The organism is Streptomyces sp. Pv4-95, assembly GCF_045782725.1.
Classification (GTDB): Bacteria; Actinomycetota; Actinomycetes; order Streptomycetales; family Streptomycetaceae; genus Streptomyces.
Genome location: NZ_CP127172.1, coordinates 2,325,433 through 2,349,660, shown reverse-complemented (window position 1 = coordinate 2,349,660; position 24,228 = coordinate 2,325,433). Strand labels below are relative to the sequence as shown.

The 24,228-nt window shown below is 72.1% G+C and carries 20 protein-coding genes and 1 pseudogene; 15 read left to right on the top strand and 6 right to left on the bottom strand.

What is annotated here, in order from left to right:
• The first annotated feature begins 116 nt into the window (after positions 1-116).
• From QOM21_RS10370 to QOM21_RS10335, 8 genes are all read left to right on the top strand, one after another.
• Positions 117-776: a two-component system response regulator gene (locus QOM21_RS10370; protein ID WP_393893295.1), complete on the top strand. Its 660-nt coding sequence runs from the start codon at positions 117-119 to the stop codon at positions 774-776.
• 92 nt (positions 777-868) lie between these two features.
• Positions 869-3,637 (top strand): DNA translocase FtsK, encoded by a 2,769-nt coding sequence (locus QOM21_RS10365; RefSeq protein ID WP_407549550.1) that lies wholly within the window; start codon positions 869-871, stop codon positions 3,635-3,637.
• A gap of 225 nt (positions 3,638-3,862) precedes the next feature.
• Positions 3,863-4,672, top strand: coding sequence for a helix-turn-helix domain-containing protein (locus tag QOM21_RS10360; RefSeq protein WP_407549548.1), 810 nt, complete (start codon positions 3,863-3,865; stop codon positions 4,670-4,672).
• A 103-nt stretch (positions 4,673-4,775) separates the two neighbouring features.
• Positions 4,776-6,260 carry a 30S ribosomal protein S12 methylthiotransferase RimO gene (gene rimO, locus QOM21_RS10355; protein ID WP_407549547.1) on the top strand — a complete coding sequence of 495 codons (1,485 nt, stop codon included), beginning with the start codon at positions 4,776-4,778 and terminating at the stop codon, positions 6,258-6,260.
• Positions 6,257-6,907, top strand: coding sequence for a CDP-diacylglycerol--glycerol-3-phosphate 3-phosphatidyltransferase (gene pgsA / locus QOM21_RS10350; protein ID WP_407549546.1), 651 nt, complete (start codon positions 6,257-6,259; stop codon positions 6,905-6,907). The genes rimO and pgsA overlap by 4 nt, the downstream gene beginning before the upstream one ends.
• Positions 6,904-7,425 carry a CinA family protein gene (locus tag QOM21_RS10345; protein WP_407549544.1) on the top strand — a complete coding sequence of 174 codons (522 nt, stop codon included), beginning with the start codon at positions 6,904-6,906 and terminating at the stop codon, positions 7,423-7,425. Before pgsA ends, QOM21_RS10345 begins: the two co-directional genes overlap by 4 nt.
• A 109-nt stretch (positions 7,426-7,534) precedes the next feature.
• On the top strand, positions 7,535-7,918 hold the full coding sequence (locus QOM21_RS10340; RefSeq protein WP_393893301.1) for a helix-turn-helix domain-containing protein: 384 nt from the start codon (positions 7,535-7,537) through the stop codon (positions 7,916-7,918).
• 178 nt (positions 7,919-8,096) lie between these two features.
• Entirely contained in the window at positions 8,097-8,567 is a 471-nt protein-coding gene (locus QOM21_RS10335) for a Dps family protein (protein ID WP_407549543.1), read from the top strand.
• Between the two features lie 476 nt (positions 8,568-9,043).
• Here QOM21_RS10335 and QOM21_RS10330 read toward each other — a convergent pair whose 3' ends face one another.
• From QOM21_RS10330 to QOM21_RS10320, 3 genes and pseudogenes are all read right to left on the bottom strand, one after another.
• Positions 9,044-9,820: an SDR family NAD(P)-dependent oxidoreductase gene (locus QOM21_RS10330; RefSeq protein WP_407549541.1), complete on the bottom strand. Its 777-nt coding sequence runs from the start codon at positions 9,818-9,820 to the stop codon at positions 9,044-9,046.
• An 80-nt stretch (positions 9,821-9,900) separates the two neighbouring features.
• A pseudogene (locus QOM21_RS10325) lies at positions 9,901-10,718 on the bottom strand (DNA-formamidopyrimidine glycosylase family protein).
• 236 nt (positions 10,719-10,954) lie between these two features.
• Entirely contained in the window at positions 10,955-15,703 is a 4,749-nt protein-coding gene (locus QOM21_RS10320) for a DEAD/DEAH box helicase (RefSeq protein WP_407549539.1), read from the bottom strand.
• A gap of 179 nt (positions 15,704-15,882) precedes the next feature.
• On the opposite strand from QOM21_RS10320, the gene QOM21_RS10315 reads away from it, so the two are divergent.
• The 3 genes from QOM21_RS10315 to QOM21_RS10305 are packed head-to-tail and all read left to right on the top strand — an operon-like array spanning position 15,883 to position 17,946.
• Complete coding sequence (locus QOM21_RS10315; RefSeq protein WP_407549537.1) at positions 15,883-16,818, top strand: AraC family transcriptional regulator; 936 nt, start codon at positions 15,883-15,885, stop codon at positions 16,816-16,818.
• Positions 16,819-16,828: 10 nt separating this feature from the next.
• The gene (locus QOM21_RS10310) at positions 16,829-17,641 is read left to right on the top strand and encodes an AzlC family ABC transporter permease (RefSeq protein ID WP_407549536.1); all 813 of its coding nucleotides are present in this window, start codon (positions 16,829-16,831) and stop codon (positions 17,639-17,641) included.
• A complete protein-coding gene (locus QOM21_RS10305) occupies positions 17,638-17,946 on the top strand; it encodes an AzlD domain-containing protein (RefSeq protein WP_407549534.1) in 309 nt (102 codons plus the stop codon). The genes QOM21_RS10310 and QOM21_RS10305 overlap by 4 nt, the downstream gene beginning before the upstream one ends.
• Before the next feature lie 37 nt (positions 17,947-17,983).
• Here the strand turns inward: QOM21_RS10305 and QOM21_RS10300 are convergent, their stop codons facing one another.
• Positions 17,984-18,907 carry a hypothetical protein gene (locus QOM21_RS10300; protein ID WP_407549532.1) on the bottom strand — a complete coding sequence of 308 codons (924 nt, stop codon included), beginning with the start codon at positions 18,905-18,907 and terminating at the stop codon, positions 17,984-17,986.
• A 78-nt stretch (positions 18,908-18,985) separates the two neighbouring features.
• On the opposite strand from QOM21_RS10300, the gene QOM21_RS10295 reads away from it, so the two are divergent.
• From QOM21_RS10295 to recX, 4 genes are all read left to right on the top strand, one after another.
• Complete coding sequence (locus QOM21_RS10295) at positions 18,986-19,180, top strand: DUF3046 domain-containing protein (RefSeq protein ID WP_407549530.1); 195 nt, start codon at positions 18,986-18,988, stop codon at positions 19,178-19,180.
• Between the two features lie 227 nt (positions 19,181-19,407).
• On the top strand, positions 19,408-20,721 hold the full coding sequence (locus QOM21_RS10290; protein WP_407555627.1) for an AI-2E family transporter: 1,314 nt from the start codon (positions 19,408-19,410) through the stop codon (positions 20,719-20,721).
• Between the two features lie 236 nt (positions 20,722-20,957).
• Positions 20,958-22,079, top strand: a complete 1,122-nt coding sequence (gene recA, locus QOM21_RS10285) for a recombinase RecA (protein ID WP_407549529.1) — start codon at positions 20,958-20,960, stop codon at positions 22,077-22,079.
• A 6-nt stretch (positions 22,080-22,085) separates the two neighbouring features.
• Positions 22,086-22,760 (top strand): recombination regulator RecX, encoded by a 675-nt coding sequence (recX, locus tag QOM21_RS10280; RefSeq protein ID WP_407549527.1) that lies wholly within the window; start codon positions 22,086-22,088, stop codon positions 22,758-22,760.
• A 231-nt stretch (positions 22,761-22,991) separates the two neighbouring features.
• Here the strand turns inward: recX and QOM21_RS10275 are convergent, their stop codons facing one another.
• Complete coding sequence (locus QOM21_RS10275; protein WP_407549525.1) at positions 22,992-23,369, bottom strand: rhodanese-like domain-containing protein; 378 nt, start codon at positions 23,367-23,369, stop codon at positions 22,992-22,994.
• A gap of 190 nt (positions 23,370-23,559) precedes the next feature.
• Complete coding sequence (locus QOM21_RS10270; RefSeq protein ID WP_407549524.1) at positions 23,560-24,102, bottom strand: cysteine dioxygenase; 543 nt, start codon at positions 24,100-24,102, stop codon at positions 23,560-23,562.
• Between the last annotated feature and the right edge of the window lie 126 nt (positions 24,103-24,228).

The window sequence follows — 24,228 nt, the reverse complement described above, 5'->3', positions numbered from 1 at the left end:
CAGGGTGTGGCGACAAGCGGGGTGCAGCTACCATGACCGGCACAAGGACGGGCGGCGTGACGGAGTCGTCCCCTGGGGCGGCGTCCGGTTCCATGCCGGGGCGAGGAGGGCGGGCCATGGTGCAGAAGGCCAAAATCCTCCTGGTCGATGACCGGCCGGAGAATCTGCTGGCGCTGGAGGCGATCCTCTCTGCGCTCGATCAGACACTGGTGCGGGCATCGTCCGGGGAGGAAGCGCTCAAAGCACTGCTCACGGACGACTTCGCGGTGATTCTGCTCGATGTGCAGATGCCGGGAATGGATGGATTCGAGACCGCCGCGCACATCAAGCGGCGGGAGCGGACCCGCGACATCCCGATCATCTTCCTCACGGCCATCAACCACGGGCCGCACCACACCTTCCGCGGCTACGCGGCCGGTGCGGTCGACTACATCTCCAAGCCGTTCGACCCGTGGGTGCTGCGGGCGAAGGTCTCGGTCTTCGTCGAGCTGTACATGAAGAACTGCCAACTGCGGGAGCAGGCCTCTCTGCTGAGGCTGCAGCTGGAGGGCGGGCGGCCGAGCCCCGACGAGGCTAAGGAGTCCGCCGGGCTGCTCGCCGAGCTGTCGGCGCGACTTGCCGCGGTCGAGGAGCAGGCGGAGGCGCTGTCCAAGCAGTTGGACGAGTCCGCGGACGCCGCGGCGGTGGCCACCGCCGCGCATCTGGAGCGGAAGCTCACGGGCCTGCGCAGAGCGCTGGACGCGCTCGAGCCGGGATCGGGAAACGGCGCGGGGTAACTGACGCCCTCTCATGAGGCGCACGCGCGACACGAATGGGTGAAACGCCGCGCGCTCGTGTCACGCGCGTCGTCGGCTGTAATCTCGTCACCATGGCCTCACGTACGTCCGGCAAGGGATCCCAGAGCACGGCGGGCCCCTCGAAGCAGCGCGCCGGACAGGCCGGAGGCGCCGCCAAGAAGGCCGCAGCGAAGAAGGCTTCGTCCGCCAGGAAGCCACCGGTGAAGAAGACCGCGGCCGCGAAGCGGGCGCCGGCCAAGAGGGCGCCCGCGAAGAAGGCCGCCCCGAAACCGGCGCCGTCGCCCACCGGCGGCATCTACCGTCTCGTCCGTGCCTGCTGGCTGGGCGTGGCGCATGCCGTCGGTGCGCTGTTCCGCGGTGTGGGCCGCGGTGCGAGGAACCTCGACCCGGCCCACCGCAAGGACGGGCTGGCGCTGTTGCTGCTCGGCGTGGCGCTGGTGATAGCGGCCGGCACCTGGTCCAACCTCAGCGGCCCGGTGGGCGATCTCGTCGCACTGCTGGTGACGGGTGCCTTCGGGCGGCTCGACCTGGTCGCTCCGATACTGCTCGGCGGCATCGCCGTACGGCTCATCCGGCACCCCGAGCAGCCCGAGGCCAACGGCCGGATCATCATCGGGCTGTCCGCGCTGGTCGTGGGGGTCCTCGGACAGGTCGCGATGGCCTGCGGGTCGCCGGGCCGGGACGAGGGCGTCGCGGCGATGCAGGACGCCGGCGGCTATGTCGGCTGGGCCGCCTCGAAGCCGCTGATCTTCGCCGTCGGCCAGACCCTCGCCGTGGCGCTGCTGGTGCTGCTGACGGTCTTCGGTCTGCTGGTGGTGACCGCGACGCCGGTGAACGCCATCCCGCAGCGGCTGCGGGCGCTCTGCGTGAAGCTGGGCGTGCTGGAGCCCCTGGAGCCCGAGGGCGCCGTCGGCGAGCTGGACGACTACGACGACGACTGGCGTGAGCAGCCCGCCCGACGGGCGCGGCGCGGCGGCCCGGTGGAAGCGGACGATCCGGACGCGCGGGAGGAGGAGGCGCTCGCCAGGCGCCGCCGTCCGCGCCGGGCGTCCGTACAGCCGGGTGACCGGGCGATGGACGCGGTGGATGTGGCCGCCGCGGCTGCCGCATCCCTGGACGGCGCGGTCCTGCACGGCGTCCAGCCCTCCCCGCTCGTCGCGGGGCTGAGCAGCAGCATCTCCGGGGAGCGGCGGGAGCGCGGCGGCGAGAGCGACACGGGGGACAGCGGCTCGGTGCCGCCGGCCCGGGGCCCGGAGCCGTCGCCCGCCGCCGAGCAGTCCTCGGCGGTGCCGGACTACACCAAGGCCGCGCCGGAGCCGTCCGGAGAGCTGCCGGCGCGCGCCGAGCAGCTCCAGCTGTCCGGCGACATCACCTACTCGCTGCCCTCGCTCGACCTGCTCGCCCGGGGCGGCCCCGGCAAGACCCGCAGCGCCGCCAACGACGCCATAGTGGCGTCCCTGACCACGGTCTTCCAGGAGTTCAAGGTCGACGCCGCGGTCACCGGATTCACCCGGGGGCCGACGGTCACCCGCTACGAGGTCGAGCTGGGCCCGGCGGTGAAGGTCGAGAAGATCACCGCGCTGGCCAAGAACATCGCGTATGCCGTCGCCAGCCCGGACGTCCGGATCATCAGCCCGATCCCGGGCAAGTCCGCGGTGGGCATCGAGATCCCCAACACCGACCGCGAGATGGTCAACCTCGGCGATGTTCTGCGGCTGGCCGACGCCGCGGGCGACGAGCACCCGATGCTGGTGGCGCTCGGCAAGGACGTCGAGGGCGGCTATGTCATGGCGAACATGACGAAGATGCCGCACGTCCTCGTGGCCGGTGCCACCGGGTCCGGCAAGTCCTCCTGCATCAACTGCCTGATCACCTCCGTCATGCTCCGTGCCACTCCGGAGGATGTGCGGATGGTGCTGGTCGACCCCAAGCGGGTCGAGCTGACCGCCTACGAAGGCATCCCGCACCTCATCACGCCCATCATCACCAACCCCAAGCGCGCCGCCGAGGCGCTGCAGTGGGTGGTCCGCGAGATGGACCTGCGCTACGACGATCTCGCGGCGTACGGCTTCCGGCACATCGACGACTTCAACGAAGCGGTCCGTAACGGCAAGGTCAGCTCGCCCGAGGGCAGCGAGCGCGAGCTGGCGCCTTACCCGTATCTGCTGGTCATCGTGGATGAGCTGGCGGACCTGATGATGGTGGCGCCGCGGGACGTGGAGGACTCCATCGTCCGCATCACGCAGCTCGCCCGCGCGGCCGGCATCCACCTGGTGCTCGCCACCCAGCGCCCGTCCGTCGACGTGGTCACCGGCCTGATCAAGGCCAATGTGCCCTCCCGTCTCGCCTTCGCCACCTCCTCGCTCGCCGACAGCCGGGTCATCCTCGACCAGCCGGGCGCCGAGAAGCTGATCGGGAAGGGCGACGGGCTCTTCCTGCCCATGGGCGCCAACAAGCCGGTCCGTATGCAGGGCGCCTTCGTGACCGAGTCCGAAGTCGCGGCAGTCGTCCAGCACTGCAAGGATCAGATGGCGCCGGTCTTCCGTGACGACGTCACCGTGGGCACGGCGAAGAAGAAAGAGATCGACGAGGACATCGGCGATGACCTCGATCTGCTGTGTCAGGCCGCTGAACTGGTCGTTTCCACCCAGTTCGGGTCGACGTCCATGCTTCAGCGCAAGCTGCGGGTGGGCTTTGCGAAGGCCGGACGGCTGATGGACCTCATGGAATCACGCAACATCGTCGGGCCGAGCGAGGGTTCCAAGGCACGCGATGTCATGGTGAAGCCGGATGAATTGGACGGAGTGCTCGCGGTGATCCGGGGGGAGGCTACCGAGTAGCACAGACGTCCGGCTCACCCGTACGAGACGGGGACGCAACCGTTTCTCCTGCCGATACGTCAAGTTGAGGGAGGTGAGGGAACGATGCTGCAACATCTGGCCCGCCGGCTCCGACCGCGGGCGTTCTGATGGCGTACAAACTCTGCTCTCCCGCTTGCCCGACCCTTTCGCTCCACCCCTAGACTGAACCTCCAGCAGGTGGCTACACGCTCGAAAGGCGCCCCCGTGTCCATCGGCAACTCCCCCGAAGACGACCGGCCTTCCGTCGGTCGCGCCCTCCAGCAGGCCCGTATCGACGCACAGCTGACCGTCGAAGAGGTCAGTACGACGACACGGGTGCGCATCCCCATCGTGCACGCGATCGAGCAGGACGATTTCTCGCGCTGTGGCGGCGACGTCTACGCCCGGGGACACATCCGTACGCTCGCCCGCGCCGTCTCCCTCGATCCCGAACCCCTCATCGGCCAGTTCGACGCCGAGCACGGCGGACGGCCCGCGCCGACCCCCGCCGCGCCCCTCTTCGAGGCCGAGCGCATCCGTGCGGAGCCCCGGCGACCCAATTGGACCGCCGCCATGGTCGCGGCGATCGTGGCCGTCGTCGGCTTCGTCGGCTTCACGATGTTCAACGGCGGGGAAAAGAACAGCGGCGGCCCGATCGCGGCCGACGACACCACGGGCGCCCGCAAGCCGGCGCCCGCCCCGAGCACCACCAGGCCCACCGTCAAGCCCGACAAGCCCCAGCCCTCCGACAGTGCCATCGCCGGTCTGCCCAAGGACAAGGTCACGATCAAGGTGACCGCCCGGGACGGCCAGAGCTGGGTGTCCGCCAAGGACGCCAACGGCAAGCTCCTCCAGGACGGCCTGCTCAAGCAGGGCGAGTCCAAGACCTTCACCGACAAGAAGCGGATCGACCTGGTCCTCGGTAACGCCGGAGCCGTACAGCTGTACGTCAACGGCAAGGAGGTCAAGCAGGTCGGCGACGAGGGATCCGTGGAGCGGCTCAGCTACACCCCCGGAGACCCGCAGGCGGGCTGATACCCCGCGCGACCCCCTCCGCCGCCAGGCCCCGGAATGCCCGGGACCGGCGGCGGAGACCTGGGCGCAATGGGTACGGCCGGGACGAAGTAGGCTGAGCCTCATGCCCGAACGCCGTACCGTCGCCCTCGTCACCCTTGGCTGCGCCCGTAACGAGGTGGACTCGGAGGAGCTCGCAGGCCGCTTGGCAGCGGACGGCTGGGAGCTCGTCGAGGAAGCCGCCGAAGCCGATGTCGCCGTCGTCAACACCTGCGGCTTCGTCGAAGCCGCCAAGAAGGACTCCGTCGACGCCCTGCTCGAAGCCAACGATCTGAAGGATCACGGCAAGACCCAGGCCGTGGTGGCCGTCGGCTGCATGGCCGAGCGCTACGGCACCGAGCTCGCCCAGGCGCTGCCCGAGGCCGACGGCGTGCTCGGCTTCGACGACTACACCGACATCTCCGACCGCCTGCAGACCATCCTCAACGGCGGCATCCACGCCTCGCACACCCCGCGCGACCGCCGCAAGCTGCTGCCGATCAGCCCCGCCGAGCGGCAGGGCGCGGCCGAGGTCGCGCTGCCGGGCCACGCCCAGGACACGCCCCCGGAGGACCTCCCGGAGGGCGTCGCACCCGCCTCGGGGCCGCGCGCGCCGCTGCGCCGCAGGCTCGGCAGCAACCCGGTGGCCTCGGTCAAGCTCGCCTCCGGCTGCGACCGGCGCTGCTCGTTCTGCGCGATCCCGTCCTTCCGTGGCTCCTTCATCTCGCGCCGGCCCTCCGACGTGCTCGGCGAGACCCGCTGGCTGGCCGAGCAGGGCGTCAAGGAGGTCATGCTGGTCTCCGAGAACAACACCTCCTACGGCAAGGACCTCGGCGACATCCGGCTGCTGGAGACGCTGCTGCCGGAGCTGGCCGCGGTGGACGGCATCGAGCGGATCCGCGTCAGCTATCTGCAGCCCGCCGAGATGCGGCCCGGGCTCATCGACGTCCTGACCGGCACCGACAAGGTGGCGCCCTACTTCGATCTGTCCTTCCAGCATTCGGCGCCCGGGGTGCTGCGCGCGATGCGCCGCTTCGGGGACACCGAGCGCTTCCTGGAGCTGCTGGAGCAGATCCGCGCGAAGGCGCCGCAGGCCGGTGCCCGCTCCAACTTCATCGTCGGCTTCCCGGGCGAGAGCGAGAGCGACCTCGCGGAGCTCGAACGCTTCATCACCGAGGCCCGCCTCGACGCCATCGGCGTCTTCGGCTACTCCGACGAGGACGGCACGGAAGCCGCCTCCTACGAGGAGAAGGTCGATCCGGACGTGGTCGCCGAGCGGCTGGCGCGGGTCTCGCGGCTGGCCGAGGAGCTGACCGCGCAGCGCGCCGAGGAGCGCGTCGGTGAGCATGTCCGGGTGCTGGTCGACCGGATCGACGAGGAGGACGGCGTCGTCGGGCGGGCCGCGCACCAGGCACCGGAAACCGACGGGGTCACGCTGCTCTCGTCCGACCTGGAGCTTGCTCCCGGTCGTATGGTCGAAGCAAAGGTGGTGGCGAGCGAGGGCGTGGACCTCGTGGCCGAGGTGCTGTCGGTCGACGGCGCGGCATGTACCGAGGAGGCGGGCAGATGACCGGAGTCCCGGCTTCCGCAGCGGGTGGCCCGCGCACGGCGCCGGTCGTCCGGCAGGCCGGGCTGTGGAACATCGCCAACGTCCTCACCATGCTGCGGCTGGTGCTCGTCCCGGCGTTCGTGGTGCTGCTCATGCACGAGGACGGCTCGGATCCGGCCTGGCGCGCCTTCGCCTGGGCGGCCTTCGCCGTCGCCATGATCACCGACATCTTCGACGGGCACCTGGCCCGCGCGTACAACCTGGTCACGGACTTCGGGAAGATCGCCGACCCGATAGCGGACAAGGCGATCATGGGCGCGGCGCTGGTGTGCCTGTCGGTGCTGGGCGATCTGCCGTGGTGGGTGACCGGCGTGATCCTCTTCCGTGAGCTGGGCATCACGCTGATGCGCTTCTGGGTGATCAAGCACGGTGTGATTCCGGCCAGTCGTGGCGGCAAGATCAAGACATTGGCGCAGGGCACCGCGGTGGGGATGTACGTCCTGGTGCTGACCGGGCCGCTGGCGACACTGCGCTGGTGGGTGATGGCGGTGGCCGTGGTGCTGACGGTCGCGACCGGGCTGGACTACGTCCGCCAGGCCGTCACCATGCGCCGGGCCGGGCTGGCCAAGGAGCGCGCCGAGCGGGCCGATCGGGAAGCCGTACGGTGACCGGGCCGGGTTCTGCGGCGGCCGGGGCGTTGGAGCAGCTCGCGGGGCGCGGGCAGAGCCTGGCGGTGGCCGAATCGCTGACCGGTGGCCTGGTCGCGGGCGCGCTGACCGCCGTCCCGGGGGCCTCGCGTGTCGTACGGGGTTCGGTGACCGCCTACGCCACCGACCTCAAGCGTGCCGTGCTGGGCGTGGACGGCGCGCTGCTGGCCGAGCGCGGAGCCGTGGACGGTGAGGTCGCGCGCCAGATGGCGAGCGGTGTGCGACGGGCTCTGGGCGCCGACTGGGGCATCGCCACGACCGGGGTCGCAGGCCCCGATCCCCAGGACGGGCAGCCCGTGGGGACCGTGTTCGTGGCGGTTCAGGGCCCCGATGGTGCGGGCGAGGTACGCAGGCTGGCACTGGAGGGGGATCGTGACCGAATCCGCCTGGACACCGTGGAAGCCGTGATCATCCTGTTGTTGAGCGAACTGACAGAAAATGCGCGGGCACAGGATACGGAACAACACAGGGGGAATTGATGTTTGCAGCCCTGAGAGAACACGAACTTGCGCCCGGCACGGCTGCGGCCCGAGGCGGTACGGTGGGGCGAGAAGGATCCGGATCCGAGGTCCGAGGAGGGAGCCAGCGATGATTCTGCTTCGTCGCCTGCTGGGTGACGTGCTGCGCCGACAGCGTCAGCGCCAGGGCCGAACCCTGCGCGAGGTCTCTTCCTCCGCTCGGGTATCACTCGGCTATTTGTCCGAGGTCGAAAGGGGGCAGAAGGAGGCGTCCTCCGAGCTGCTCTCGTCGATCTGTGACGCGTTGGATGTGCGCATGTCAGAGCTCATGCGAGAGGTCAGCGATGAGCTGGCACTCGCCGAGCTGGCACAGTCCGCGGCCGCGAGTGACCCGGTGCCGGCACCGGTGCGGCCGAAGCTCAACTCGGTGTCCGTCACGTCCCTGGCCGGCGTGCCGGAGGACCGTGTGACCATCAAGTCCCCGGCGGACGTCGTGGATGTCGTCGCCGCCTGACGCCCCTGTTCCATTCCCTGCAGAGCCCCGACCGGTTGTCGCCGGTCGGGGCTCTGTGGCGTGTGTGGGCCCGGTGGGTGCGGGTACCCGCTCGGTCGGACCGCCCGATCTACTCAGAACGGAACAATCGTTTGTACGATGAGTAAATCGGAACATTCACCTGAAAAGGAGCATTTGGATGCCTGTGGTCAAGAGCACGCTGTCCGATGAAGACCTCACCGTCGTCGGCAACGCCCTGCAGGGCGCGCTCGTCGACCTGGTGGACCTCTCCCTCGTCGCCAAGCAGGTGCACTGGAATGTCGTGGGTCCGCGCTTCCGTTCCGTACATCTGCAGCTCGACGAGGTCGTGGACACCGCGCGGCAGCACGCCGACACCGTTGCCGAGCGGGCTTCCGCGATCGGTGTGTCGCCGGACGGCCGGGCCGTGACGATCGCCAAGACGAGCGGCATCGGCGAGGTGTCGGACGGCTGGATCAAGGACGGTGACGCGGTGCAGACCCTGGTGACGGGGCTTGCCGCGATCATCGAGCGGATGCGGGAGCGGATCAACGCCACCGGTGACCCGGACCCGGTCACTCAGGACATCCTGATCGGGCTGACGGCGGAGCTGGAGAAACACCACTGGATGTTCCAGGCCGAGTCGTACTGACCGGCTGATGGCCGCCTCGTCGAGAGCCGCGGTGTCCGGTGGCCGGCTGCCCGTCCCGTCGCAGGACGCGCCGTCCACGGATGGGCGTGCCGCCACCCGGTGCGCGCCGGGACTGCCCCGGTGCGCCCTCGCGCCGGGTGGCGGGTCCGCTTAGCGTCGGTCGGAGGAGGCAGCCATGGCGTGGCACGATTTCGTGGCCCGCGGCGTGACCGGGAGACTTCCGGCCCGCGGGCCGGAAGACCGGCCTTCCCGGGCGATACCGGGGCGCTGGATAGCCGTGACCGTCATCGGCGGGCTGTGGTGGTGGGCCGTACTCCGGCTCACGCTGTGGCCCCAGGCGGCGGGCATGGTCGAGGGGGCGGTGGCGGCAGGCGGGTGGGGGCTGAGCCTGCTTCCGGTGCACTGCGTCCCCTGGGCGGGCCGCGGTGACCGCGGGCGCGGGCGCGCCAGGCCGGGGGGGGAGGCCTGGAGGGCGCTCACCACGGCATGGCGACGCCGCCGTTGGGGCGGAGAATCTGGCCGGTCGTGAAGGACGAGGCATCGGACGCCAGATGGAGTACGGCGTGCGCGATGTCCTCGGGCTCACCCACCCGGCCCAGGGGAGACATCCGGATCATGGGGCCTTCCGCCTGTTGCCGGGCCTCGCTGGTGTGGCGGTCGGTCATCGCGGTCCGCACCCAGCCCGGGGCGACGGCGTTGACGCGGATGCCGTGCCGGCCGACCTCGGAGGCCAGGGTCTTGGTGAGCTGGACGACCGCCGCCTTGGCCACGCCGTAGCAGAGCAGCCCGGGAGCGCCGGTGTCGATGGCGCCGGACGCCATGGTCACGATGCTGCCCCGGGTGCCGGCGGCGAGCATCGCGCGAGCGGCCTCCTGGCAGCCGTGCAGCACACCCTTGAAATTGGTGTTCCAGACCCGGTCGAGATCCGCGTCGTCGGTCTCCAGGACCGTCGAGGTGTGCATGATCCCGGCGATATTGGCCATCACGTCGAGGTGGCCGGTGGCGCGGCGGGCCTCCTCGACGACGGCGGCGACCTGATCGCGCCGGGCGACATCCAGGACATGCGGGTGGGCGGCGCCCCCGGAGCGGTTGATGGTCGAGGCGGTTGCCTCGGCCCCGCTGCCGTCGCGGTCCGCGCAGTGCACCGTTGCGCCCGCCTCCGCGAGCAGGACGGCGGTGGCGCGCCCGATGCCGCTCGCGGCGCCGGTGACGATCGCGGTGCGGCCCATGAGGTCGTACGCCGTGACAGGCATGGCGTGAGGGTAGAGAGACAGCTGACGGTGCGTCAATTGGCGGGACGGGCGGATTCTGCGCGGCCGGGAGGCCGTGGGCGTCAGGGGGCTGCGGATCCGCGGTGTGGTTCGGGGGGCTCCGGCTGGCAGGCCGGGCACCAGTACGTGACGCGTTCCTCGGGGGCCGGGCCCTGGTCGGCGGAGAGGATCTCGGTGCCGCAGCGTCGGCAGGTTGCCCTGCCCTGCCGTAGACCCACAGCCGGCGGTCGGTGCGGGCGCTGGGGGTGGTGACGCGGGCCGGGCGGTGCTTGTTGGCTTCGAGGAGCTTCTTGGCGAGCGTGATGGCGCGCTCGGGGTCGGGGAGGGCGCCGACGGGGAGCCACGGCGAGGCGCGCAGGAGGAAGCAGAGCTCGCATTTGTAGACGTTGCCGATGCCGGCGAGATTGCGCTGGTCGAGCAGGGCTTCACCCAGCGGGCGCGCGGGGACGGAGAGCAGCCTGCGCAGGGCTTCGGCCGGGTCCCAGTCGGGGCCGAGGAGGTCGGGCCCGAGGTGGCCGACGACCCGGGACTCGTCGCTGGTACGCAGCAGCTCCAGGACGGGGAGGCGGTAGCCGACGACGGTGTGCTGCTCGGTGCCGAGGATCGCCCTGATCTGGTGGGCGGGGCCGCCGCGCCAGCGCTCGGCCGGGCGGTAGATCTTCCAGGCGCCGTCCATGCGGAGATGGGAGTGCAGGGTGAGGCCGCCCTCGATGCGGGTGAGGAGGTGCTTGCCGCGCGGGAGGACACCGAGCACCGTGCGGCCGGTCAGGTCCACCGTCGCGAGTTGCGGGACACGGAGGTCGGAACGGGTCAGCGGGTGATCGGCCAGCGCGTCGTGCAAGCGCTGGGCCAGACGCCAGACGGTGTCGCCTTCGGGCATGGATCCATCATGCCGGGGAGCGGCGTCGGGAGGGCGGATGCGGCCGTTGGCTTCCCGTTCCGACGGCGCCGACGGTCGATGGCTGATCGCTGATCGCTGACCGCCGGGTACCGGCCGCGGATCGCCGGCCGCTGGGTGCCGGGCCTGTGGTGCTGACCGCCCACCGTTGCCTGCCGGCCGCCGGGCGCGTGCCGTAGCGGTAGTGCCGCGACCGGTGGGATCGGGGCGCGGATCCGTCATCCGCGCAGCCGCATCCCCCGGGGGGTGGGATGGAAGCCGGCGGCCTCCAGGGCCGGGGCGAAGGGGGAGGTGAGGGCCGCGGTGCCGTTGATGCGTTCGGTGGTGATGGTGCCGAGAGCGCCCGCACCGGCCGCCTCGGTGAGCGCCGCGACGGCGGGCTGGACCCGGGCGTCGCTGCCGGCGCCGGCCGGATCGTCGCCGAGAGGCCAGATCAGCAGGGTCTTGCCGCCGCGTTCCATGTAGAGCGTCAGCTCGCCGTCGACCAGGACGACGAGGGAGCCCGCCTTGCGGCCGGGCTTGTGGGTCGACCCTTCCGGCGGGTCGGGCCACGGGAGGGCGGCGCCGTAGGCGTTGGCCGGGTCGGCGGCCGCCAGGACCACGGCGCGCTGCGGCCCGCCGCGGCGATGCCGGCCCGCGCTCCCGTCCGGCAGGGCGTCGTCCGCCGTGCGCTCCCGCTGGGTGTTGACCGCGCGCAGGCGGTCCACCGCGCCGTCCATCGCGAACTGCGCGGCGCCCAGCCCCTCCACGACATACCCGCGGCGCGCCTGCCCGGACTCCTCGAACACGGCAAGGACCCGATACGCGGCGGAGAAACCTCCCTCGACGCCCTCCGCGGCGACCGCGCCGCGGGTGACGATGCCGTGCCGGTCCAGGAGCGTACGGGCCAGCGCATGGGCGCGGTGGGTGGCGTCCGGTTCGAGGGCGGGGAGCAGGGACCAGCGGCCGCCGACGGTGGGCGGCCCGGAGCGCGAGGCGGTGGGGCGGCCCGTACGGCCCGTCGCGGCGGTCAGGGAGCCGTACCGGCCGCGGGGGACGGCGCGCCGGGCGCGGTGGGCGGTCGAGCCGGCCGTGCGGCCCGAGCCGAGGAGGGCGCGCAGCGGGGCGAGCGTGTCGTTGCTCAACCGCCCGGACCAGGCCAGATCCCAGAGCACATCGGCGAGTTGCGGGTCGGTGGCCTCGGGGTGGGTGGTGGCACGGACCTGGTCGGTGATCTGCCGGAAGAACAGGCCGTACCCGGGGGCGAGGGTGGTCAGCACCGATTCGTGCAGCGCGGTGAGTTCGAGGGGGAGCGGGGGAGGGAGGAGCAGCGGCGCGGAGTCCGTGAGATGCAGGGACACCCAGCCGTCCTTGCCCGGCAGCGCGCCGGCGCCGGACCACACCACTTCGCCGGTGGCGGTGAGTTCGTCCAGCATCGCGGGGGTGTAGTCGCCGATGCGGGACGGCAGCACCAGCTTCTCCAGGGCGGACGCGGGGACCGGGGCGCCCTGGAGCTGCTCGATGGCGCGGACCAGGCCGTCGATGCCGCGCAGGCCGTGCGACCCGCTCCGGCCCGGGCCGCCCGGCGCGGTGACGTGCTGCCACTGGGGGAGGAAGGCGGCGAGCGCGGCCGGCGGCACCGGCTCCAGTTCCTCGCGCAGCGCGGCCAGCGAGCGGCGGCGCAGCCTGCGCAGCACCTGTGCGTCGCACCATTCCTGACCGATGCCGGCCGGGTGGAATTCACCCTGGACGACACGGCCCGCGGCGGCCAGACGGTGCAGGGCGCCATCGGTCACGGCCGTGCCCAGGCCGAAGCGGGCGGCGGCCTGCTCCGAGGTGAAGGGGCCGTGGGTGCGGGCGTAGCGGGAGAGGAGATCGCCCAGCGGGTCCTTGACCGGCTCGGTGAACGATTCCGGCACACCGACCGGAAGGGCCGTCCCCAGGGCGTCGCGCAGGCGTCCGGCGTCCTCCACCGCGGCCCAGTGGTCGGCGCCGGCGATCCGCACCGTGATGGCACGGCGGGCCGAGGCCAGCTCCCGGGGCCAGGCCGGATCCGCGCCGCGCTCGACCAACTCGGCATCCGTCAGCGGCCCGAGCAGCCGCAGCAGGTCGGCGACGCCCTCGACGTCCTTGACGCGGCGGTCCTCCGTCAGCCACTGCAACTCGCCCTCCAGCTCGGCCAGCACCTCGGCGTCCAGCAGCTCGCGCAGCTCGGCCTGGCCCAGCAGCTCGGCCAGCAGGCGGGAGTCCAGGGACAGCGCGGCGGCGCGCCGCTCGGCCAGGGGGGAGTCGCCCTCGTAGAGGAACTGGGCGACATAGCCGAAGAGCAGCGAACGGGCGAACGGGGACGGCTCGGGGGTGGTGACCTCCACCAGGCGCACCCGGCGCGCCTCGACATCGCCCATGAGCTCCGTCAGACCCGGTACGTCGAAGACGTCCTGCAGGCACTCGCGGACGGCTTCCAGCACGATCGGGAAGGACCCGAACTCGCTCGCCACCTGGAGGAGTTGTGCCGCCCGTTGGCGCTGCTGCCACAGCGGGGTGCGCTTGCCGGGGCTGCGGCGCGGCAGCAGCAGGGCGCGGGCGGCGCATTCGCGGAACCGGGAGGCGAACAGCGCGGAGCCACCGACCTGGTCGGTGACGAGCTGATCGACCTCGCCGTGGTCGAAGACCACATCCGAGGCGCCCACGGGCGACTGCTCCGGGTCGAATTCCGTGCCCCGGGCGGCGAGGCCGGGGTCGCCGCCCGGTTCGAAGCCGTCGTCGAGAAGGTCCAGGCCCATCAGGTCGGCGTCCGGCAGCCGCAGCACGATGCCGTCGTCGGCATGCATCACCTGTGCGTCCATGCCGTAGCGCTCGGAGAGACGGGCGCCGAGCGCCAGCGCCCAGGGGGCGTGCACCTGCGCGCCGAAGGGGGAGTGGATGACGACCCGCCAGTCGCCCAGTTCGTCGCGGAACCGCTCGACGACGATGGTGCGGTCATCCGGGACATGACCGCAGGCCTGCTTCTGCTCGGCGAGATAGCTCAGCACGTTGGAGGTCGCCCAGTCGTCGAGCCCGGCCGCCGCGAGGCGGGCGCGGGCCTCCTCCGGGCCGAGCGAGCCGACCTCGCGCAGGAACGCGCCGAGGGCCCGGCCCAGCTCCAGAGGACGGCCGAGTTGGTCGCCCTTCCAGAAGGGCAGCCGGCCCGGGACGCCCGGTGCGGGGGTGACGAGGACGCGGTCGCGGGTGATGTCCTCGATGCGCCACGAGGTCGTGCCGAGCGTGAAGACGTCGCCCACGCGGGATTCGTAGACCATCTCCTCGTCCAGCTCGCCGACCCGGCGCCCGCCACCGCCCTTGCCGGAGTCGCCGCCCGCCAGGAAGACGCCGAACAGACCGCGGTCGGGGATCGTGCCACCGGAGGTGACGGCCAGCCGCTGCGCCCCGGGGCGGCCCGTCACCGTCCGGGCGACGCGGTCCCACACCAGGCGCGGGCGCAGCTCGGCGAAGGCGTCGGAGGGATAGCGACCGGCGAGCATGTCCAGCACCGCGGTGAACGCCGACTCGGGGAGCGCGGCGAACGGCGCCGCCCGGCGGGCGACCGCCAGCAGCTCCTCCACGTCCCAGGTGTCCATCGCGGTCATCGCCACGATCTGCTGGGCGAGGACGTCCAGTGGATTGGCGGGCACCCGCAGGGCCTCGATGGCGCCCGAACGCATCCGCTCGGTGACCACGGCGGCCTGCACCAGGTCGCCGCGGTACTTGGGGAAGACGATGCCCGTCGACACCGCGCCGACCTGGTGGCCCGCGCGGCCCACCCGCTGCAGCCCGGAGGCGACGGACGGCGGGGACTCGACCTGGACCACCAGATCGACCGCGCCCATGTCGATGCCCAGCTCCAGGCTGGAGGTCGCCACCACGGCGGGCAGCCGGCCGGCCTTCAGGTCCTCCTCCACCTGGGCGCGCTGCTCCTTGGAGACCGAGCCGTGGTGGGCGCGGGCGAGGACCGGGGGCGCGCCCTTGGCGGCACCGGCCTCGGCCATGATCTCCGCGGGGGAGTGCGCCTCGGGCATGGCCTCGCCGGTGGCCCGCTCGTAGGCGATCTCGTTGAGGCGGTTGCACAGCCGCTCCGCCAGCCGGCGGGAGTTGGCGAAGACGATCGTGGAGCGGTGGGCCTGGACGAGGTCGGCGATCTTCTCCTCGACCTGCGGCCAGATGGACGGCTTCTCCCCGGTCTCGCCCTCCTGCACCGGGGAGCCGCCCAGCTCGCCCATGTCCTCCACGGGGACGACGACCGAGAGGTGGAACCGCTTGCCGGACGGCGGCTGGACGATCTCCACCCGCCGCTGCGGCGACAGATAGCGGGCGACCTCCTCCACCGGCCGGACCGTCGCCGACAGGCCGATCCGGCGGGCCGGGCGGTCCAGCAGCTCGTCCAGCCGCTCCAGGGAGAGGGCCAGATGCGCGCCGCGCTTGGTGCCGGCGACGGCGTGCACCTCGTCGAGGATCACCGTCTCGACGCCCGCGAGTGCCTCCCGGGCCGAGGACGTCAGCATCAGGAACAGCGATTCGGGGGTCGTGATGAGGATGTCCGGCGGGCGGTTGGCGATCGAGCGGCGCTCGGCGGGCGGGGTGTCCCCCGAGCGGATGCCCACCGTGACGTCCGGTTCGGGCAGCCCGAGCCGCACCGACTCCTGGCGGATGCCCGTCAGCGGGCTGCGCAGATTGCGCTCGACATCGACGGCGAGCGCCTTCAGCGGTGACACGTACAGCACCCGGCAGCGCTTCTTCGGCTCGGCCGGCGGGGGCGCGCTCGCCAGGGAGTCCAGCGAGGCCAGGAAGGCGGCGAGGGTCTTGCCGGAGCCGGTCGGCGCCACCACGAGGACGTCGGATCCCTCCCCGATCGCCCGCCAGGCGCCCTCCTGCGCCGCGGTGGGCGCGCTGAACGCCCCGGCGAACCAGCCGCGGGTCGCGGGGGAGAACGAGTCGAGCGCTGCCTTGGCCATGTTCCCCATCGTGCACCGCACCACTGACAATGCGGCCGTACGCGGCGGGCGGACGGCGCGTGCCGGTGCCGGACGTGGCCGCCCGCCCGGGGCCCGTCCCTCCCCGACGAGACCGTGCGGGATCGTCCACGCTGCGGACGTGCAGGGAGGACGCGACCGTGCAGGCGCAGAATGGAGTCATGGTCACGGGCAGCGAGGAGGGCACCGCCGCGGAGGGCGGTGGGTCCGGTGCGGTGGTCACGCCCCGGGACCGAGGCGAGTGGGCGCGCCACTGGGCGTTTCCGGAGCTGCCCGGTCTGGAACTGCTGCGCGCACGCTACGTCCGGCACTCCTTCCCCCGGCACGCCCACGACGGCTACGTCGTGTGCGCGGTCACCGACGGGGTCGAGGAGGTCGGCCTGCCGTCCGGTGTGATCCGGGCCGGCCACGGCGGCGTCATCATGATCAATCCGGAGGTCGCGCACACCGCGCGCGCCGGCGTCCCCGAAGGCTGGGCCTACTCCACGCTCTACCCCTCGGCCGAGCTCGTCTCCGAGATCGCCGAGGAGACGACCGCGCTGCGCGGCACCGCCGGGTTCACCGAGACCGTCGCCGTGGACCCGCACCTGGGCGGCATGATCACCGGGATCCACCGGGCCGCGGAGGCCGGCAACGCCCTCGCCGCCGACAGCCTGCTGCGGATCGCCGTCGCCCGCCTGCTGCGCAGCTACGGCGGTCCCCTCCCGGCACGCACGCCCCGGTCGGCCGGTGCCGACGCCGCCGACCGCGCCAGAACCGTCCTGGAGGAGCGGATGGCCGACCCGCCTTCCCTGGAGAAGCTGGCGGCGGAGCTGGGGACCAGCCCGTTCGCGCTGCTGAGGGCCTTCAAGCACGTCCACGGCATGCCGCCGCACACCTGGCTCACCGACGCCCGGGTGCGCCGGGCCCGCCGCCTCCTGGAGGCGGGCAGCGCACCCGCCGAGGCAGCCCTGGCCGTCGGCTTCACCGACCAGCCACACCTCAACCGCCACTTCACCCGGATCGTCGGCGTGCCGCCCGGCGCGTACCGCAGGGAACGCGCCGGTCGCCGCGTCGGCGCAAAAACGTACAAGACTCCGGGCCGCGCCTCCGCCTAACGTCGCGGGTGTGCCAGAACAGACAGACATAGCCACCCCGGAGCGGGCCGCGCCGCCGCGGCCCGCCACACCGGACTCCGCCGTCATCAGGGACGCCCTCGGCGTCGGCGTCGCCGTGGGCCTCTCCGGCTTCGCCTTCGGTGTGACCGCTGCCGGGGCCCACCTCAGCATCCTCCAGACCTGCGCGCTCAGCCTGCTGGTCTTCACCGGGGCCTCGCAGTTCGCCCTCGTCGGCGCGCTTGCCGCGGGCGGCAACCCGCTCACCGCCGCCGCCGGCGCGTTCTTCCTGGGGGCCCGCAACGCCTTCTACGGGCTGCGGCTGTCCGCGGTCCTCGGCTACCGGGCGTCCGTCCGGCCCCTCGCCGCCCACTGGGTCATCGACGAGACGTCCGCCGTCGCCCTGGCGCAGCCCGATCGGCACAGTGCCCGCCTCGGCTTCACCGTCACCGGGCTGACCCTGTACATCCTGTGGAACCTCACCACCCTGGGCGGCGCCCTCGGTGCCGAGGCGCTCGGAGACACCGCCGCCTGGGGTCTGGACGCGGCCGGTCCGGCCGTCTTCCTGGCGCTGCTCGCACCGATGCTCAGGACCACCGTCGAGCGGGCGTCCGCCGGCCTCGCCGTGGTGCTGGTCATGGTGACCACGCCCGTGCTGCCCACGGGTGTCCCGGTCCTCCTCGCGGCGCTCGCCGCACCCGTGGTCCTCTTCCTGGAGGGGCGCAGGGCGCAGAAGAAGGCGGCCGACGGGACCCCGGTCGCGCCGCACGCCCCTCAGGGGCAAGGCGGCGACAGCCGTGCCGACACCGAGGAGGACCTGACATGAGCGTCTGGATCGCCATCGGCGCCACCGCCGTCGGCTGCTACCTGGTCAAGTTCCTCGGTCTCGCGGCGCCCGCCGGCCTTCTGGAGCGCCCGCTCGTCAAGAGGCTCGCGGCCCTCCTGCCGGTTGCCCTGCTGGCGGCGCTCACCGCACAGCAGACCTTCAGCGACGGGCAGCACCTGCTGCTCGACGCCAAGGCGGCAGGCGTCGCCGCCGCGGCCCTCGCGCTCGTTCTGCGGGCGCCGTTCCTCCTGGTCATCGGCGTCGCGGTGGTCGTCACCGCCGGGGTGCGGGCCTTGGGAGGGTGACTGCCGGCCGAGGCGGGAGCGGCCGGGCGTTCCCGCCTCAGCCCAGGGGCCGGCCGTAGGCGCGCAGTGTGAGCAGGGCCTTGAGGGTCACCATCGGGCGGCACTCCAGGGCCGTGCCAGGAGCCCAGGACCGCCAGTTCAGCGGCCAGCCGCCGTCCTCCTCCTGGAGCGATGCCAGATGCTCCAGTGCCCGGTCCATCTCCGCGTCGCTGAACCACCGGCGCGCGAGCGAGTCGGGCCTGGGGGCGAAGTCGTACGCCAGGTGGTGCTCCTCCGGGCCGTACCCCTCCGCCACGGGGACGTCCGCCGCGCGGTCGGGGTCCAACAGGACCAGCCTCTGCTCCCGCGCGAGGCTGCCGAGGCGCTTGGCGGCGGCCGCCGCCCGCGGGCGGTCCGGTGCGCCGTCCAGGAAGGCCACCGCGGCCTCCAGCTCGTAGGGGTGGGTCTTGTCCAGCGACTCCACAGCGGCCCAGCAGTAGTCCGTGGCCCGGAAGAGCCAGGCGTGCCACACCTCGTTGCGGTGCAGCACACCCACCACCGGCCCGGTCGCCAGGAGGGCGCTCGGCGGCTCGTCGACCACCGGGATCCACGGCGCGGACGGGTATCCACTGATCGACGGGTGCAGCGCCGGCAGCGCGCCCTGCGGAGTCGAGATCCGCGTCAGATAGCGGCAGACGTGCTCCACCCGGCGGCCTTCGCAGCGCCCGATGCCGTCCAGCACCGCGAGGGCGTGCGCGGTGTGCAGCGGCTGGCTGACCGGGCCGCGCAGATCCGGCTCCAGGGCGTGGCCGTAGCCGTCGTCGTCATTGCGGTAAGCGGCGAGCGCGGTCTCCACCGCGTCCGCACCGCCGCCCAGGAAGTGGTACTCGAAGAGCCGCTGTTCGAGCACCCGCGCGGTCAGCCAGACGAAGCGCTCGGCACGCGCCACAGCGGTCGGGGAGGGGCTTGCGTTTTCGGCCATGGCCCGACCGTAGAGCCCACACCGCCCCGTGACAGCGGCTCGTGCACGGCTGCCCTCCCAGGGCGGGATACTGGGGGCATGCGGTTGACGGTCTTCTGGCAGCGGATGGCGGATCACTTCGGTGGGGCGTACGCCGACTCCTTCGCGCGCGATCACGTGATGTCCGACCTCGGCGGCCGGACGGTCCACGAGGCGCTGGACGCGGGCTGGAGCGCCAAAGAGGTGTGGCGGGTGGTCTGCTCGACGATGGATGTGCCCTACGACAAGCGGTGAGCCGGGCTCCGGCGGCTGTGCGCACCCCTTGGCGGCCGCCGTGACCCCGTGACCTCCGGCGTCGGTCCCCGGCCCGCTGATGGAAGCCCAGGGGCGCCCCATCTCGCACGAATGCGCGGGGCAGGCCGTGCACTGTCCTACCCGTGCGCGACACTTGGCCCGTGCCCGCGACAGATGAGATCACCAGCAACGACGAACCACGGCCCGAGGATCGCTTCGGCACCCGGATGCCGCGCTGGCTGCCGCGCGCCATGCTGCTCGCGCTCGCTCTCGTGGGCTGCTTCCAGCTCGCCAGCTGGGCGTTCCACCAGCTCATCAACCTCCTGCTGAACGTACTGATCGCGTTCTTCCTCGCGCTGGCCGTCGAACCCGCGGTCGACTGGATGGCGGCCCGCGGCATGCGGCGCGGGCTCGCCACGGGATCGGTGTTCCTCGGGGTCCTCGTCATCACCGCCGGTTTCTTCACCCTGCTGGGCTCCATGCTCGCCGGTCAGATCACCACGATGGTCGAGGAGTTCCCGCACTACCTCGACTCCGTCATCAGCTGGACGAACGACACCTTCCACACCCACCTCTCGCGGGTCGAGGTGCAGAACAACCTGCTCAAGTCCGACTGGCTGCAGAAGTACGTCCAGGACAGCGCCAACAACGTCCTCGCCGTCTCCGCGACGGTGCTCGGCAGCCTGTTCAACCTGCTGACGGTCGCTCTGTTCTCGTTCTACTTCGCCGCCGACGGCCCCCGGCTGCGCCGAGCGCTGTGCTCCGTCCTCCCGCCGAGCCGGCAGGCCGAGGTGCTGCGCGCCTGGGAGATCGCGGTCGCCAAGACCGGCGGATATCTCTACTCCCGCGGCCTGATGGCGCTGATCTCGGGCGTCGCGCACTACGTCCTGCTGGAGATCCTCGGCGTGCCGTACGCCCCGGCGCTGGGCATGTGGGTGGGCCTGGTCTCGCAGTTCATCCCGACCATCGGCACCTATCTGGCGGGCGCCCTGCCGATACTGATCGCCTTCAGCGTCAACCCTTGGTACGCCTTGTGGGTGTTCGGGTTCGTGGTCGTCTACCAGCAGTTCGAGAACTACCTCCTGCAGCCCCGGATCACCGCGAAGACCGTCGATATTCACCCCGCCGTCGCCTTCGGATCGGTCGTCGCGGGCACGGCGCTGATGGGAGTGGTCGGCGCGCTGATCGCCATCCCGGCCACCGCGACGCTGCAGGCGTTCCTGAGCGCGTACGTCAGGCGGTACGAGGTCACCAATGATCCGCGCGTCCGGGGAGGCGCGGGGCGCAGGCGCGGCGCGCGGGTGCTCGCGCGGGCCCGGCGCACCCTGCACGCCAGGCAGCCGACCGCGCCCCTGGAGGACTGGCGCAAGGGTCCGGGCGGGTCGCATCTGGATCCGGGGCCCGGGAAGAAGAAGGGGAAGCCCGGGGAGGAGCCGGCCCCGGACGACGGCGGTCAGGATGCCCGTGGCGAAGAGCCGGGCGACGAAGACCCGGGCCGGGAGCAGGGGAACGACGAAGGCGGTCCCGAGAACCGCCGCTGAGGGCGGCCGCCGGGGCGGGCGGCGGCTCCTGTGGCGGGGGCGCGCCGCTTCCCGGGTGCACGGGTGGTGCGCTTGACATCAAAATCGAACATCCATTCTCATGGGAGATCCGACCTGTGTCCCGGAGCTTTCCGGGAGTTATCCACAGGCTGGAGCCGGGTCCGGGCGCATTGTCAGTGGCAGGCGTTAGCGTCATGGACGTGAAGCGATCGACTCAAGCAAATCGGGTGGAACCCATGGCAGGCACTGACCGCGAGAAGGCGCTCGACGCTGCGCTCGCACAGATTGAACGGCAATTCGGCAAGGGCGCCGTGATGCGCATGGGGGAGCGGCCCAACGAACCCATCGAGGTCATCCCCACCGGCTCGACCGCGCTCGACGTGGCGCTGGGCGTCGGCGGCATCCCCCGCGGCCGTGTGGTGGAGGTCTACGGTCCGGAGTCCTCCGGTAAGACGACCCTCACGCTGCACGCCGTGGCGAACGCCCAGAAGGCCGGCGGCTCCGTGGCGTTCATCGACGCCGAGCACGCACTCGACCCCGAGTACGCCAAGAAGCTCGGTGTGGACACCGACGCCCTGATCCTGTCCCAGCCGGACAACGGCGAGCAGGCCCTGGAGATCACGGACATGCTGGTCCGGTCCGGGGCGCTCGACCTCATCGTCATCGACTCCGTCGCCGCCCTGGTGCCGCGGGCCGAGATCGAGGGCGAAATGGGCGACTCCCACGTCGGCCTCCAGGCCCGGCTCATGAGCCAGGCGCTGCGCAAGATCACCAGCGCGCTCAACCAGTCCAAGACCACCGCGATCTTCATCAACCAGCTCCGCGAGAAGATCGGCGTGATGTTCGGCTCGCCGGAGACCACGACCGGTGGCCGCGCGCTGAAGTTCTACGCCTCCGTGCGGCTCGACATCCGCCGCATCGAGACCCTCAAGGACGGCACCGACGCGGTCGGCAACCGCACCCGCGTCAAGGTCGTGAAGAACAAGGTCGCACCGCCCTTCAAGCAGGCGGAGTTCGACATCCTCTACGGCCAGGGCATCAGCCGCGAGGGCGGCCTGATCGACATGGGCGTGGAGCACGGCTTCATCCGCAAGTCCGGCGCTTGGTACACCTACGAGGGCGACCAGCTCGGCCAGGGCAAGGAGAACGCCCGCAACTTCCTCAAGGACAACCCGGACCTCGCCAACGAGGTCGAGAAGAAGATCAAGGAGAAGCTGGGCATCGGCGTGAAGCCGCAGGAACCTGCAGCGGAGCCCGGCGCGGACGCCGCGGGGGTGGTGGCCGACCCGGCCGCCGCGGTTCCGGCACCGGCGGCCAAGGCCGCCAAGGGTTCCAAGGCCACCGCGGCCAAAAGCTAGTCCGCCATGACGCGGCGAACGGAATGGCCGGGCAGCGAGGACGACACCAGCAGCGCTGCGGGCGACGCCGAGAACCGTAACGGCCGCAGGGGCCGCCGTAAGAAGGGCGGTGGTTCCGCCCTTGCCTTCAGCGGGGGAGACCCGGACGCGCCGAAGGCCACGACGGAACCACCGCGTACGCCCGAGGAGCAGGCACGGGCCATATGTCTGCGCCTGCTCACCGGAAGCCCGCGTACGCGCAAGCAACTCGGGGACGCCCTGCATCAGCGGGGCATCCCCGAGGAGGCCGCGGAGGAGGTGCTGTCCCGATTCGAGGATGTCGGGCTCATTGATGACGCGGCCTTCGCCGACGCCTGGGTGGAATCACGCCACCACGGCCGGGGGCTGGCCCGCCGTGCCCTCGCGCGCGAACTGCGCACCAAGGGCGTGGACTCCGCCGTGATCGATGAGGCCGTCGGGCGCCTCGACTCCGAGCAGGAGGAATCCACCGCCCGCGCCCTGGTCGACCGCAAGCTCCGTACGACGCGGGGGCTGGACAGGGAGAAGCGGCTCCGCCGACTGGCCGGGATGCTGGCCCGCAAGGGCTATCCGGAAGGTCTCGCCCTGCGCGTGGTCCGCCGTGCCCTGGAAGAGGAAGGCGAAGACCCGGAACTGCTGGACCAGCATCTGCCGGACGTCTGAGCCCCTGCCCCGTGCGACATCGCAGCCCGGTCGTCGAACAGCCGAGTCCGGCCGGGCACGGAACGCCGGCCGGTTCGACGGAGACGAAGCGAGCAGGGCGAGCGGCGTCCGGTACGGACAGCAGCGGTGGGGCGCCGCCCAGGCGCCCCGACCACCTGCCGTCGTCCGGTGTCCCGGCCGCGTCCGACTTCCGCCCGGCACGTCCCCCGGACCGCAGTCCGCCCCCGGACCTCAGCCCTTAACCGGCAGACCCGCTGCCCGCCACGCCTGGAAGCCGCCCGTCAGGTCGGTCGCGCGGTGCAGGCCCAACTGGCGCAGGGAGACGGCCGCGAGACTCGATGCGTAGCCCTCGTTGCAGATCACCACGACCGGCAGGGCGTGATGGGTCGCCTCCGGGGCGCGGTGCTCGCCCGTCGGGTCGAGCCGCCACTCCAGCTCGTTGCGTTCGACGATGAGCGCGCCGGGAATGGTGCCGTCGCGCTCCCGCAGCGCCGCGTAGCGGATGTCCACCAGCAGCCCGCCGGCTTCCTGCACCGCGGCGGCCTCCTCGGGGCTGACGCGCTCCAGCTCTTCCCGGGCCCTGTCCAGCAGTTCCTCAACGGCGCTCATCCCGCCCGCACCCCTCTCATGGCTCCGGTGCTTCCCGCGCTGCCGTTGTCCACGGTGTCCCGCCCCCGAACAACTGGCCCGACGGGCCCAATCCGGTCGGCCGGACGCGTCAGGGCGGTCACCGGCAACGGCTCGCGCCTCCTCGGGGCACGACGCATGCGCACCGTCACGTCCCCCTTCTGCCGGGCGCTCACTCCCACTCCTCCGGGCTCTCGACCTCTTCGAGCCGCAGCACGGGGCCGGTCCGGCTGTAACGGCGCATCAGCGGCAGCGGCGGGTAGTAGGCGTGCACCGACACCGCATGGGTGTCGTGCGAGAGGTTGAGCACCTGGTGGACATGGTGCGGGCCGAAGGCGCGGCCCCGTCCGTCGCTGAGAGTGCGCTCCCGGTCCACGCCGTCGGCGAGTTCCAGGGTCTTCCAGCCCTCGGTGGGCAGCTGGACCGCGAGCGACTGCTCGGTCAGCTCACCGTCGGCCGTCGCGAAGGCGCCGCGCGAGCCGCCGTGATCGTGCCAGCCGGTGCCCGTGCCGGGCGGCCAGCCGATGAGCCACGCCTCGCTGCCGCCGGGCCCGTCCAGCCGGATCCAGGTGCGGCCTTCGGGGTCGAGGGGGAGCGAGGTGACGAGTGCGCTGTCCGCGGCGGTGCGGCGGGCGAAGTCGAGGAGCTCGGATGCGCCGGGGCCACTGTCCTGGCCGGCGGCATGCGGGCGCGCAAGGGTACGTACGTCGGGCACGGAAACCGTCCTGGTGATCGCGAAGAGGCGCGGCCGCCAGGAGATGACGAGGGGCCGCGCGGGAAGGAAGGCGAATCAGAAGGACGGACTACACATGTAGCCCGCATAGCGGACCAGGTCCAGATG